7 protein-coding genes are annotated in these 15,527 nt (G+C 40.2%); all 7 read left to right on the top strand.

The window, feature by feature from the left end; genetic code table 11:
* Positions 1-18 precede the first annotated feature (18 nt).
* The 7 genes from M2419_RS19655 (at position 19) to M2419_RS19625 (ending at position 15,473) form a co-directional block, all read left to right on the top strand.
* Complete coding sequence (locus M2419_RS19655; RefSeq protein WP_153847185.1) at positions 19-2,385, top strand: ABC transporter permease; 2,367 nt, start codon at positions 19-21, stop codon at positions 2,383-2,385.
* A gap of 91 nt (positions 2,386-2,476) precedes the next feature.
* A complete protein-coding gene (locus M2419_RS19650; RefSeq protein WP_046672289.1) occupies positions 2,477-3,154 on the top strand; it encodes an ABC transporter ATP-binding protein in 678 nt (225 codons plus the stop codon).
* Between the two features lie 44 nt (positions 3,155-3,198).
* A complete protein-coding gene (locus tag M2419_RS19645; RefSeq protein ID WP_153847186.1) occupies positions 3,199-5,604 on the top strand; it encodes an ABC transporter permease in 2,406 nt (801 codons plus the stop codon).
* Positions 5,605-5,652: 48 nt separating this feature from the next.
* A complete protein-coding gene (locus M2419_RS19640) occupies positions 5,653-8,028 on the top strand; it encodes an ABC transporter permease (protein WP_259255535.1) in 2,376 nt (791 codons plus the stop codon).
* A 62-nt stretch (positions 8,029-8,090) separates the two neighbouring features.
* Complete coding sequence (locus M2419_RS19635) at positions 8,091-10,511, top strand: ABC transporter permease (RefSeq protein WP_182330056.1); 2,421 nt, start codon at positions 8,091-8,093, stop codon at positions 10,509-10,511.
* A 34-nt stretch (positions 10,512-10,545) separates the two neighbouring features.
* Complete coding sequence (locus tag M2419_RS19630) at positions 10,546-13,017, top strand: ABC transporter permease (RefSeq protein ID WP_259255534.1); 2,472 nt, start codon at positions 10,546-10,548, stop codon at positions 13,015-13,017.
* Positions 13,018-13,064: 47 nt separating this feature from the next.
* On the top strand, positions 13,065-15,473 hold the full coding sequence (locus tag M2419_RS19625; protein WP_259255533.1) for an ABC transporter permease: 2,409 nt from the start codon (positions 13,065-13,067) through the stop codon (positions 15,471-15,473).
* The last annotated feature ends 54 nt before the right edge of the window (positions 15,474-15,527 follow it).

The following is a 15,527-nucleotide window of genomic DNA, read 5'->3' as shown; positions in this document are numbered from 1 at the left end:
AATAATACAAGATATACGATGATTAAAAACTTTATTAAAACCGCACTTCGTAACCTTTGGAAAACCAAAGGGTACAGCTTTCTCAATATTTTTGGACTGGCGGTCGGGATTGCTGCGGCATCGTTGATTTTTTTATGGGTTGAAAATCAGTTGAGCTTCAACGATAATTTCGCCAACAAAAAGGATATCTACATTGTCAAATCAAAACAGACATACGATGGTGCCACCTATGTTTTCGAATCAACACCTGGACCATTTGCCCAGAGCGTAGAAAAAGAAATTCCTGGCATCAAGCATGCCGTTCGCATTAGCTGGAATTCGCCAATGCTGTTTTCCGTCGGAGACAATAATATATTTCAAAATGGTGTATATGCCGATGGAAGCATCGCCGATGTGCTATCCCTAGCATTTCTTGAAGGTGATCGAAAGACTGCTTTTGATCAAGTCAATAACATTGTATTATCAGAAACTGCAGCGAAGAAATTATTTGGCAACCGTCCTGCATTGGGAAAAACTGTCAAAACAAACAATAGTGAACCTTTCATCGTCACTGCCGTTATTAAGGATCTTCCGAAAAATAGCACATATGATTTTCAATGGCTCATCCCTTTCAAAAAATTTGAAGCTGGTCAGGATTTTCTAAAAAATTGGGGGAACAATAGTGTTCAAACGCTAGTTCAGGTCGAAGATAATGCCAACGTCGATCAGATTAACAAGCAGATGATGGATTTCGTCAAACACAAGACCAATGGTGAAGTCACTTTCTCACAGAATTTTCTCTATCCAATGGAACGTTGGATTACCTACAATCAGTTTGATAACAGTGGTATTGAAAAAGAAGGTGGCATTAAAAATATTCGTCTATTTACCTTGATTGCATGGGTTGTCTTACTGATCGCCTGTATCAATTTCATGAATCTTGCAACTGCAAGATCTGAAAAAAGAGCAAAAGAAGTTGGGATGCGCAAAGTGGTTGGTGCAAGTCGCAAATCGCTCATTATGCAATTCTTGGGAGAATCCCTTGTGTTGGCAATTATTTCCTCTCTTGTTGCCATATTACTAATCTATATCTTCATCAGGCCGTTCAACACCATGATAGGCCAGGATCTTCAGGTTAATCTTTTGGCTCCCTCACACCTGCTATTTTTAACGACAATAACATTAGCATGTGGATTATTTGCAGGTAGCTATCCCGCATTTTTCCTTTCTGCATTCAAGCCGCTTTCAACGATCAAAGGGGCGAAACAGAAGGCCGGTAGTGGAAGTCTTGTCCGTAAAGGGTTGGTCATCCTGCAATATACAGCCTCAGTTGTATTAATTATTTGTACCATTATTATCTACCAACAGATTCAGCACAACAAGAACAGGGATCTCGGATTTGATAAGAGTCAGGTGTTGACTACAGCGCTACAAGGCGATATGGCCAAACATCTGCCGCTCATTAAAAATCAATTATTGGCAACAGGAGTTGTTCAAGAAGTCGGTGTCAGTGACATGAGTATCCTCAATATCAACTCCAATACGTCCGGTTTTAGCTGGGATGGAAAAGACCCAAATGCCAGTATTTTGATTGGTATGTTACGTTCTGATGAGGGTCTTATTCCAGCTTTGGATTTAAAACTTTTTGACGGTAGAAACTTCCATCAAAATTTTGCAGGTGATAGCACCTCGGTTGTCATCAACGAAGCATTTGCAAAACTGATCAAAAAAGATGGCCTTGTGGCCGGTAGCATCATCAGTTACGGTGAGGAAAAGTTTACCATCGCCGGTGTCGTCAAGAACTTCGTTTATAACAATGTGTATGCCGATCCTGAGCCGATGCTGTTTCTACCAATGAATAGAGATAATGGGATCATGACCATTAAGACAAAGGCTGGAGTAGATTTACCAGATGCCATTCAACAAATCGAGAAGGTCATCGTCAAAAATAACCCAGGCTTCCCTTTTGACTACAAATTTTTGGATGATAGCTTCAACAATAAATTTAAAGCCGAGCTTTTCGTACAGCAACTATCCAGTGTATTTGCACTCATGTCCATCATTATCTCCTGCTTAGGTCTATTTGGTTTAGCCGCCTTTGCAACTGAGCAACGCGCAAAAGAGATCAGCATCCGTAAAGTCTTGGGCGCCTCTGTTTCGGGACTTATCCAAATGCTCAACCGTGAATTTGTCATTCTTGTAGCGATCTCATGTATCATTGCCTTTCCTATTGCGTGGATGATCATGAGCAAATGGCTAACTAATTATGCACATCATATCGATATTTCCTGGACCATTTTTGTCATCAGTGGTCTGACAGCTATTATCATTGCCCTATTGACAATCAGTTCACAGGCATTTAAAGCAGCGATAGCCAATCCGACAAAGACTTTAAGAGATCAATAAACAATAAAAAAGAATTTAATAACAGAAATAGTAACTGTCCAAAGCAATTTCGCCAAGGATACAAAACATAAAAACCATGAGCACAAAAAATATGATCAAAATCACAAATCTTCAAAAGTATTACCGCACAGAAGAAGTTGAAACCGTCGCATTAAACAACCTCAATATCCATGTCAAAGAGGGAGAGTTTGTTGCTGTAATGGGGCCTTCGGGCTGTGGGAAATCGACTTTACTCAATATCATTGGTCTATTGGATGATTTGGATGAAGGAAGCTATCTGTTCAACGAGATTGAAGTTGCCAAATTCAAAGAACGCGGTCGCTCAGATCTTCGCAAACATAACATTGGTTTTGTATTCCAGAGCTTCAATTTGATCGATGAACTGACAGTATTTGAAAACGTGGAACTTCCACTGGTTTATACCAATGTTCCAGCAGCAGAACGCAAAAAACGTGTAGAAGAGGTTTTGGAAAAAGTGCAGATCATGCACCGTCGCAATCACTTTCCACAACAGCTGTCCGGAGGTCAACAGCAACGTGTAGCTGTCGCTCGCGCCGTCGTGAATAATCCAAAACTGATCCTTGCCGATGAGCCTACAGGTAACCTCGATTCCAATAATGGTAACGAAGTTATGCAACTCCTGACTGAATTGAACGAGGCCGGCACAACCATCGTCATGGTAACACACAGTGAGCACGATGCAAAATTCTCTGACCGTGTAATCCGCATGCTAGACGGACAAGTGATTATGGAAACAACTTCGGTATAAGACAACTCATATATAACCAAGATATTACTCCTAATAACCTATAGATGATGAGCACGATTAAATTAATTTTCAGACAACTATGGCGCAACCGTCTTTTCACATTTTTAAATGTATTTGGGCTTGCCATCGGAATAAGTGCCTGTTGGCTAATTTTCCGCATCGTCAATTATGAATTTAGTTTTGACCAGCATCATCCGGAAAGTGAGCAGATTTACAAGGTCCATACCTCCTATGAAGAAAAGGATAAATTAGATCATTTCGATGGTGTTCCCGCACCATTACCGGCATATATCAAGGAAAACTTTGTCAATGTTGAACTGACAGTACCCATCTTTAAACAATACTTCGAGCGTGTCAGTAATAATCGCGGAGCGCAGAAAATAGAGTTTGAAGATCAGCCCGAAATCATCAGTACCACGGGAGACTATTTCAAAATGACACCTTATGTTTGGTTAGCTGGCGACCAAAGGAATATACTAAAAAATAGCCATGAAGTCATCCTGACAGAATCGCGGGCTAAATTGTATTTCCCAAACACGTCAATAGACCAAATCATAGGAAAGACCTTATCCTATGATAGTACATTGTATAATGTCACCGGTATTGTAAAAGATCTAGCGCATCCAAGCAGCTTTTTGGGTAAAGAATTTATACGGATTCCAGAACAGGAATGGAATAGTACAAACTGGAACAATTCAAATTCAAATTGGCAGCTCTTTATTAAGGTAAAATCATCGGCTTCCATTCCTAACCTCATAAAGACAGCCGACAAAAAGGCGTATGAGATGACACATGCCGAATTTGACAAGTTTGGATTTAAAATGCATGTAAATACAGTTCCTTTAAAAGACTTACATTTTACTTCTTACGCGCAAAATAACGTTGATCAGAAAATAATGTATGGTCTTATCGGCATAGGTATATTTTTGCTCTTACTCGCCTGTGTCAATTACATCAATCTCGCTACCGCCCAAATCCCACAACGCGCGAAGGAAATTGGTATCAGAAAGACATTGGGAGAAAGCCAGAAAAGAATTACAAAATCCTTTCTGCTAGAAACATTTTGCATTACGGCTTTTTCGGTGCTTTTATCTTGGCCCTTACTTATTCTCATTCAAACAGTTTTAGCAGCATATATTCCCGATCAGCTCAAGTTGTATCCAGATCCCTGGGGCGTATCGCTATTTTTAGCAACACTTACAATTACGATTACCTTAATTTCCGCTGGTTATCCGATCTTATTGACAAACAAAGTCAAGATTGTTGAAGTCATTAAAATCTCGAATGCGCAAAGTCTTAAATTTGGCAATCTTTCTTTTCGAAAAATGCTCATTGTTTTTCAATTTTTGATTGCTCAGCTATTTGTTATTTCAACTTGCATCATTGGTCTGCAGTTGAAACATGCACTACAGAATAACTCCGGCTTCGATAAGGATGCGATCATTACCCTACGTTTCCCGAGTAAAAGTTATCAGGACAGTAATGTTGATCCTTTTGTTTTCAAACAAGCGATTAAGCACATCACAGGTGTAGAGCAGGCTTCCTTGGGGCATCTGCCCATGAGTAACGACCATTGGGGAAATGCCTTGTTTGCGAAAAGTGATACGGGGCAGGTACAAGCCGATGTACAAATGAAATTTGTCGACCAAGATAACTTTAAGCTCTATAATTTTAAAATGCTTGCTGGCCGCCCGCTGCAATTGGCCGATACGAGCACAGGCATCGTGTTAAACTTAGCCAGCGTTCAAAAATTAGGTTTTAAATCTGCTGAAAATGCTGTAGGGAGCTTTGTTACGTATACAGACAAACAGCGGCAGATTGTGGGCGTAACTGACAATTTTCACACAAAAAATCTCCATGCAGCCATTCAACCTGTTGTCATGCTGAGTTCCATTAAAAAATGGGAATTAAACAGACTAAGTGTCAAACTCAACAATAATTCAACTACCTGGCCGGAAACTTTAAAACAGATTGGGAAAGAATGGAAAAAATATTATCCAAAAGCCCCATTCAAATATGATTTCTATGATCAGCAAATCAAAGAACTCTATAGCAGTGATCTAAAATTCTCGAAGATCATCAATCTATTTACATCAACGACGATTCTCATCAGCTGCTTGGGATTGATCGGTCTGGTTACCATTACCACAGTACAACGCACAAAAGAAATTGGTATTCGAAAAGTGTTGGGAAGCACGGTCCTGGGGATTATTGGATTATTATCAAAAGATTATATCAAACTTATACTCATTTCTATTTTGATCGCTACCCCAATTGCCTGGTGGGCGATGCACAAATGGCTAGATGATTTTGCTTATAAGATAGAACTATCCTGGTGGATGTTTATCATTCCAGCTGCCGCAACCCTACTTATTGCATTTTTTACGATGAGCTACCAATCCATAAAAGCGGCACGTGCAAACCCCGTAAATAGCTTAAGAGATGAATAAGATCATAAAGAAGCTCAATAGTGATCAATACAACAAACACCTGTCCCTATGATAAAGAACTATTTAATAACCGCAATTAGAGAATTAAGGAAAAGAAAATTCTATACTGCTATCAATATATTAGGTCTGTCGGTCAGCCTTACTGCCTCTATATTAATTATCTTCTGGGTACAGGATGAAAAGAGCTTTGATAAATTTCATCCAGACTTTGAACAGATTTACAAAGTCAATTCTCATTTGGATCCCGAGCACAACGGTTCGATATGGGGGACATCTCCCGGGCCGATAGGAAACTATGCACAAAATGTACCGGAGGTAGATTACGCAACGCGAGTTTCGCAGGATTACAGTACCACATTGGTCAATGACAAACTGAAACGTCCGGTAACTGATATGAACATCTATTATGTAGATGGTAATTTTTTCAAGATGTTTCATTTTCCATTGCAAGAGGGCTCTCTCTCAGGTTTTCAGGAAAATTATAAGCAGGCACTGATCACGGCTTCAACAGCCGAGAAACTTTTTAGTACGCAAAAAGCCATTGGAAAAACTTTCCGTTACCAAAAAGATCTCTTCACTGTAGCGGGTATCCTAAACGATATTCCACAAAACTCTTCGATGCAATTCGATGTAGTTATTCCACTGGGTTATCATGCACAGCGGTTTACAAACTGGGGCGGTAACGGTAAATGGAAAACTATAGATGAAGATATGGGTAACTATAGTTTTTCAACTTATATTAAAGTCAAACCTCATGCTTCTGCCGCACTTATTGGAAAATCGGTCACAGACACTTATACCAAAGCCCGCGACGGTGAAAACTCGACTATATTTGTTTTAGATCCACTCAAAACCATGCATTTAATAGCTCCTGACGGAAATAAATCGACGCTTCGCATGGTTCAGATTTTTGGGATCATTGCAATATTACTTCTGGTGATCGGTGCGGTAAATTATGTCAATCTGAGTACTGCAAGAGCGTTGGATCGGGCGAAAGATGTCGGTATCCGTAAAATAATCGGCGCCAACCGTCTCCATTTATTCCTACAATTTATCACAGAAACTGTTGTTGTATTTCTTTGTTCACTACTGATCGCTTTCATCCTTATAGTGATTCTTCATACCGGATATAATCAGATCGCACAAAAATCAATCAGCCTATCTTTCCATAATACGACGATATGGCTGTATATTGGGGCAGCAATTATAGGCACATTGGGACTGTCCAGTATATATCCTGCGATACAGCTTTCCTCATTCAATCCCATTAATTCGTTAAAAGGAAAATCAGTAAAAGGTATTTCCTCAAATACCATGCGTAAAATATTGGTGGTTTTCCAGTTTACGCTCTCCGTGACCCTTATTGTATGTACATTGGTGATCCGAAACCAATTGGCTTTTATCCAGAAGATCAACCTCGGCTATGACAGAGACCATGTGCTAACCCTAGGCCTTCCAGAGGAAGCCTACAAACATATGGACGCTATACGTGCCGAACTCAAAAGCAACAATGCCATACAGGCGGTCTCTCTATCCGGTGTTTACAACATGACGGATTTCGGAAATGCCACGGGCGATATAGATTGGCCCGGCAAGTCCAAAGACAACAAACTCATTGTTGCTCAAGCGACCATCGATAAGGATTTTATTCCCTTGATGAACATGCAATTCCTCGAAGGAAAAAACTTTAGCGGCATGCCGGTTGATTCGTCCGGCTATATCATCAACGAGACCTTGGCGAAACAAATGGGATTAAAACCGCCGTACGTAGGATCCAATATGAGTTTCCACGATTTCCCTGGGCAAATTATCGGTGTTGTGAAAGACTTTCACTTCAAATCCATCAAAGATAAAATAGGGCCAATGGTCTTCTGGACGCGCTGGGGATCAGGCACACTTTATGTTAAAACGAGTACGACAAAAGCCCCTGAGGCCATTAAAGCTTTAGAAAAGATCTATAACCGATATCCATCAGATGCTCCTTTTAACTACACCTTTATTGATCAGCAATTTGATAATCTATATAAATCCGAGCAGCGCACAGGTTTGTTGTTCAATATTTTCGCTGGCATCGCCATTTTTATATCTGCTTTAGGTCTGTTTGCGTTGGCAACTCACGAAGCGCAAATGCGTGTAAAGGAAATCGGCATCCGTAAAGTTCTTGGAGCTAGCACCTTTGGAGTCGTCCGGCTATTGGGGAAAAATTTCGTGATACTCGTCTCCATTTCCATTCTGATTGCCTGCCCTATTGCAGTTTACCTAATGAAACAATGGTTAAGCAATTTTGCTTATAAAACAGATCTAGAGATGCAAACATTTGTCTTCGGTGGTATCCTGGCCTTGCTGATCGCCATTATTACCGTCAGCTACCAGGCTGTTCGGGCAGCTTTATCCAATCCCGTAGATAGTTTAAGAGACGAATAAAAAGAAAAATACAGTAAAAGTGGATTAAACATATTGATACACTAAAACTAAAGAATAAAACAATGATCAAGAACTATATAAAAATAGCCTGGCGCAATATCTCTAAAAATAAAGGGTATTCAACCATAAACATAATTGGCTTGGCAATAGGATTAGCCTGTTGCCTATTGATAGCAATTTATGTACAAAATGAATTGTCTTACGACAAATATCATGTGAATAAAGATCGAATTTACCGCATCGTCCATGACTATAAAGATATAAGCAGCACAGAGCAGCATCAAATCTGGGGCAATGGTCCAATCGGTGAAGCCATCAAAGCAGATTTCCCTGAAATCGAGAAGGTCGTTCAATTTTCAGGACAAACGTCTATCCTGCTCAAACAAGGCGATAAAAGATTCCAGGAGGAAAATGTATTTTTCATGGACTCTACTGCATTTGATGTCTTCAGTTGGAAGGTTTTGGCCGGCGACCCTCATACAGCCTTAAAGAACGCCTATTCTGTCGTATTAACAGAAAGTACCGCTAAGAAATATTTCGGAGATCAAAATCCCATTGGCAAGACGCTTGAGGGAGGCTTAGCTGCGGGCCGTGCTGACGCAGGTCTATATACTGTAACAGCTGTAATGGCTGATGTACCTGCTAATTCACACTTTACGTTCGATGCACTGCTCTCGATGAGTACATTCCGAAACGCAAGACCCGATGTTTTTAATAAAGAAGGCTGGGATTATGTCGATTTTTACACCTACTTTCTCGCTTCAAAAGACTTTGATCCTGTAAAGTTCGACCAAAAAATACCGGAGTTTCTCAAACGGAATCTCCCAACAAATGAAAACCCAAACGCAAAATACAATTTCCATATCGAGCCACTTCTGCAAGCTTACATGCACTCGTCTGCGGATCGTCAACCCGGTACCAATGGAAGCTATCAGAATTTATACATATTCAGCATTATTGGCGGATTCATATTACTGATTGCCTGTGTGAACTTTATGAATCTGGCTACATCAAGGTCAATGGAAAGAGCAAAGGAAGTAGGCGTACGAAAAACCATAGGAGCAAGCAAAAGCAATCTGATCTTTCAGTTTATGTCTGAATCATTGGTTCTTGTATTCGTCAGTAGTATTTTGGCTATACTGCTCGTTATGGCCTTTCTTCCCTTTTTGGAAACATTCTCGGGCAAACACCTCAATTATTCGTCCCTGAAAGATGGAACGACCTGGGCAATATTCCTATTCACTACCATTTTTACAGGACTTCTTGCTGCCAGTTATCCCGCGTTGATTCTAGCTAATTTCAACCCCATTACAGTACTTAAAGGAAGTTATAGCAACAGCAAAGGGGGTATATTATTACGTCGCGTATTAGTCGTTTTCCAATTTTGCCTTTCTATTGCGCTCATTGCAGGTACAGTCGTCGTCTTTTCTCAACTAGATCAATTACAGCACCGAGATCTTGGATTTCAAAAAGATCAACGACTGGTCATTGATTATAATTTTGATGATAAAGTAAACAATAACCTTGAAGCGATAAAATCTACACTTGCAAAAGATAAAGATGTTTTGTCTGTCACGGCATCACGTACGGTACCGGGAACATTTTTTCCAAATGCAGGGACAGAAATCATGTCAGCAAATGGAACAATGAGTCAATTTGCTCCTTTCTTATATGAAGTCGATGTTGACTTTATTCCTAATATTGGTCTGCAAATGGCCGCAGGGCGTGCCTATTCCAGAGATTTCCCAGCAGATACGGTCCATTCACTTGTTATCAATGAATCTGCCGCAAAACAATGGGGCTATTCAAATCCACAAGATATTATTGGCAAACAATTTCGTCAATGGGGAAGAGAAGGAACGGTTATCGGTGTGGTGAAAGATTTCAACTACCTTTCTTTGCACCGTAAGATTGAGCCTTTAGCTTTGCGACTTGAACCAAGCAGCAGCCGATATTTAACCTTGAATATCCAACATGTAAACCAGCCTGAGACCGTTGCCAGAATCGGCAAGCTGTGGAATGAACTTGTACCAAACCGTCCATTTTTATATAGCTTTCTTGACGACAATTTCAATCGTCAATATGAAGCGGATTTTAATTTTAGAAGACTTTTCACAGCCTTCTCCGGACTGGCACTTTTTATTGCCTGTTTAGGTTTATTGGGACTTGTTACATATACAGCCCAACAGCGTACCAAAGAAATCGGCGTACGGAAAGTTCTCGGTGCATCCATTTATAATTTAATCCTCCTGCTCTCTTCCGACTTCATCAAGTTATTGGCTGTAGCGCTTCTCATCGCGACACCGCTATCTTGGATGGCGATGAAAAAATGGCTTGACAATTTTGCTTATCACATTGAACCACAATGGTGGATGTTTGTCTTTGCTGGTTTTGCTACAATCATTATCGCATTAGTAACTGTGAGTTTTCAAACACTCAAGGCTGCCAAGGCAAATCCTGTAGATAGTTTAAGAGACGAATAACAATATAATTTAATCCCATCACGATACTCCAGCTATGAGCAACCTTCTATTAAAATCGGCAATTCGACAACTTTGGAAGAATAAACTATTCTCCCTATTAAATATTATTGGACTAGCCATCGGCATTACGTCCTGTTGGGTCATATTTAAGATTGTCAATTATGAGTATAGTTTTGAAGCTGGAGTTCCTCCGCTTGATCGAACCTATCGGATCATTTCTCAGTTTAAAAATGATGGCAAGGATAATTACAATGGGGGATTGGCCAAGCCGTTTTATCAGGCCATCCGAAAAGAAATTCCGGGCGTGGAACTGGTCGCTCCAGCATTCAGAAATTATCAAATGGAATCCGTCACAATCAACAAGGGACAAAAAAATCAAAAACTTGTCGAGGACTTTGATGAGGCTGAAGGCAATGTGACGGAGACTACCAGCGACTACTTCAAGCTCGTTGGCTACAAATGGTTAGCAGGTTCACCTGAGAACGCATTTTCAACTGCCAACGACATTGTACTGACAAAAAAAAGGGCTGCCATTTATTTCCCAAACCAGGCTGCCCAGGGCTTGATCGGCAAAACCATCTTTTATAACGACAGCATACCCAAAACGGTTACTGGCATTGTTGATGACCTTGGCTTCAACACGGAGTTCAATGGTACAGAATTCATATTGCTTAAAGAAGAAGTCTACCCACTGAATGTCTGGACGAATACCAATGGTTCCGACAAACTTTATATCCGATTAAAAGATGGTGTAAAAGACCTTCCAATCCAGGCAGCTATCAATAAAATCGGACAAAAAAAATGGCAGGAATTCAGCCAGGAAAAAAAACCTAAGTTTGATTACAACCGTAAGGTCGTGGTCATGCCGCTAAAAGATTCCCATTTTGCAGTCCACATTAAAGAATGGTACGCCGAAAGAACAAGCAAAACCGTTATTTATGGGTTGATTGCCGTAGCTGCTTTTCTGATGCTTTTGGCCTGTATCAACTATATCAATCTTAGTACGGCACAAATCCCAGCACGAAGTAAAGATATCGGTGTCCGTAAAACATTGGGAAGTAGTCAGGGAAAATTGGTTAGCCAAATTATTTTTGAATCGCTTTTAACCATTGCCATTGCACTTGTTTGTTCGGTCTTTCTGACGAAATTGGCCTTTTTCTATTTTCAGGAAATGATTCCGGAGAAAGTTAAGGATTTTACCAGTTCGACGACATCAATGCTGTTTATCGCAATTTTACTGACCGTAACGACTTTAATTTCCTCGGCATATCCTTCTTGGTTAATTAAAAAGGTACAGCCTGTCAACTTATTTCGTGCCGGCAAGCAGTTCCAAATCGGAAAAACACAAATCAACCTTCGGAAAACGTTGATTGTATTCCAATTCTTTATTGCTCAATTTTTTACGGTTTCGGCCCTCATTATCGGGCAACAACTTTCCTATACCCTCAACAAAGATATGGGGTTTGACAAAGATGCTGTTGTTACCTTCGATCTACCTTCCAAGCTCATCAACAAATTTTATGAGGAAAAACTGGATCAAAGTAAGAAACAAACACTCCTACATGAGATCCAAAAAATAAAAGGTGTTTCGGCAGCGTCAATCGGTAGCAAGCCCTTATCAAATAATTATTCATCATCTTGGTTTCATCGACAAGACCCTACACTAAAAGAAAAAATTTCATCCGATATTTTCTTTAAAAATGCAGATCCGAATTATATAGCTGTATATGACATGAAGCTAATCGCGGGAAATAACCTACCACAATCCGATACTGTCAATGCCTATATTATCAATGAATCTGCTGTCAAGGCATTCGGTTTCAATTCCCCTCAAGATGCTATCGGGAAGTCAATTGGTCAAGAAGACAGTACCTTCCCGATCGTTGGCGTTATTAAAGATTTTCATGCCCAGGAATTCTATAAAGAAATTACACCTTTGGCTTTGCGCAGTTTTAGTCGCGGTGCATATACCTTTAACATGAAACTATCGGGAAACAGCAAGGAATGGAAAGGTAGTATCGAAGCGATCAATAAAATATATGCGCGGTTTTTCCCGGAATACCCAATCGAAGTAAAATTTTACGATGAAACGATTGCCTCTCTTTATCAAAAAGAGCAAAATCTGGCCAAATTAATCAACGTAAGTACAATTGTTGCTGTTTTAATCGGTTGTTTGGGTCTCTTTGGGCTGATTACCCTTGCGGCTTTCCAACGCAGCAAAGAGATCGGTATACGCAAAGTTTTGGGTGCAAGTATTCCTAGTATCTTTCATTTATTGGCAAAGAACTTCGTACAGCTCATTTTAATCAGTATCCTAATTGCCGCACCATTGACCTGGTGGACGTGTAGCAAGTGGCTGGAAGATTTTTACTACCGCATCGACCTTACGGCAACACCTTTTATCTTAGGCGCTGGACTTGCACTATTTGCGGCAGTACTGACCATTAGTTTTCAATCGATCAAGGCGGCTATCCAAAATCCTGTCAATAGCCTACGGGACGAATAGCGACACGAGTATATCAAATCAGAGGGTTAACAAAAAACGAAATAACAATGATTGTAAATTCACTTAAAACAGCCTATCGTTTTTTAAAAAAACATAAGTTGATCACGTTTATCAATATCACGAGTCTTGCGATTGGTATTACCGCGACGTTGGTTATTTTCCTGATGATCCAATACGACTACAGTTTTGATAAACATGTTCCCAATCAACAACAGGTCTATCGTGTTGTCAATAACGGAGAGTTCAAAAATGCCGGCGTCTACGTACCGTTGGTACGCACCATGCAAGCAGAGTTACCCAACTTGGAGGCCGTAGCCCCGATTTATCGAAGCCATGTCCAAAAGCTGAAAGTTTCTCTGGCAACAGACAAATTCCAGACTTTCCCGAAAGAACAGAAGATGGTATTCACGAACAGTCAATATTTTGATATTTTCCCTTCAAAATGGTTGGCTGGAAGTGCTAAGGCTTTGAATTCATCCGGAAATATTATCCTTACAGAGAAAACATTAGAAAAGTTTTATGGAAAAGAACTGCCTGCAAATGTGATTGGCAAAACCATCATCTATGCAGATAGTATCCCACTTCAGGTCGCTGGTGTAATTGAAAATCCGCAGCATAATTCGGATTTCAATTTTGAAAGCTTCATCGCTGAGTCGACGATCCCACAGGATAACAATTTAAAAAACATGTATACATGGGAAGCTTGGAATAGCATATCGGATTCACATCAAGTACTTATCAAAACAAAAGCACAAAGCAATCCGCATCTACTGGAACGAAATATTGCTAATCTCCTTAAAAAATATAAATACAAAGAAGGAGAGAAAATCAACGACAAACTTGAATTACAAGCATTGGCAGATGTACATTTTGATACAAGATTTAATTATGACGCTACCCATCCGGAAGCACTACGCAACCTTATTTTACTTGCAGTCTTCCTCTTAGCCCTGGGGGCCGTAAATTTTATCAATCTATCCACGGCTCAGTCTATTGAAAGAGCCAAAGAAGTGGGCATTCGTAAGACGTTGGGTAGTTCTAAAACTACATTGATCAAACAGTTTTTGATCGAAACTTTTCTGATCACTTTGACAGCAACACTACTTGCAGTCTTATTATTGCCATTGTTCTTACATGTCTTTGAAGGATTTATTCCGAAAAACCTAAGCATGGAAGGTCTGGACAAAAGCGTTATTGTTTTCTTTCTATTTGGACAATTGGTCTTAGTAACCTTACTAGCCGGATTTTACCCTGCCTGGGTACTGACAGGATATGCTCCGGTGCTAGCACTCAAAAATCAGCTCGGAAAGAACACGAATCTTTCCCGAAGCGCATGGATACGCAAAGCACTGACTATTTTCCAATTTGTATTAGCTCAGGCTTTTTTGATTTGTGTGCTCGTTGTTGTCCGGCAAATCAATTACGTCTCCCATCGAGACATGGGATTTCAAAAGGACGCTATTGTTAATGTCTATATTCCGGGAGCTTTTCAAAATTCGGCAAAAGGTGTAGTCCTTAAAAATGAGCTCAAAAAGCTAACAGATATTAAGGCAATCAGTTTCGGGAACATTGCTCCTGCGATGAACGGCTGGATGACTACCGCAATCTCTTACGATCAATCGCCGGACAAGGAATCCTTGACTTTTGATAGCCGCTCTGGTGATGAAAACTATTTAGATGTTTATCAGATTCCACTTTTAGCAGGAAGAAATATCCGTCTATTGGATTCAACCAGTGAAATGCTGATTAATAGAAAGGGCCTTGAGCTACTACATATCAAAAATCCGCAGGATGCCATTGGCAAAACCTTCGAAAATGGACAAAATATCATCGTTGGTGTAATGGAGGATTTTGATTTGGCTTCTGCTCGACAAGGGGTCAAACCGGTTCTTTATACCGGTAGCAAAGAAGGATACGTACTCCATATCGCTTTGGAGCAATCACATCCCGAAAACTGGAAAAATGCCATTGATAAAATAACGTCAAGCTACAAATCGGTTTTTCCTGATGATGAATTAGACCTGCGGTTTGTGGATGAGGTCATCCAAAACTTCTATACACAGGAGAAGCAGCTGTCTAAACTCTTATCCTGGGCGGTAGGGCTCTCTATGATCATCGCCGGACTGGGTTTATTTGGATTAGCCATATTTACGGCAAATCAACGCACAAAAGAAATTGGAATCCGTAAAGTACTGGGGGCATCTGTTTTCCAGATCACATTTTTACTGCTTCGGAATTTGCTATCACTGGTTGCAATAGCCTGTCTAGTAGCTTTTCCAATTGCTTATTATTTTATGCATAGCTGGCTGAACGACTTTGTTTATCGAACTACGATAAGTCCCTGGATTTTTGGACTGTCTGCACTGGGGTTGATTGCATTTGCAAGTCTTGTACTATCAACCAAAAGTGTCTTTGCAGCAAAAGCAAACCCGATTAATAGTCTAAGGGATGAGTAAATAAGCGAGTAAAAGAGATAGGTTTATGTGTATTCATAACATGTATTAAGAACT

This window comes from Sphingobacterium sp. BIGb0116, from assembly GCF_024808035.1.
In the GTDB taxonomy this organism is placed as follows: Bacteria; Bacteroidota; Bacteroidia; order Sphingobacteriales; family Sphingobacteriaceae; genus Sphingobacterium; species Sphingobacterium paramultivorum.
This window is presented reverse-complemented; position numbering and strand designations above follow the sequence as displayed.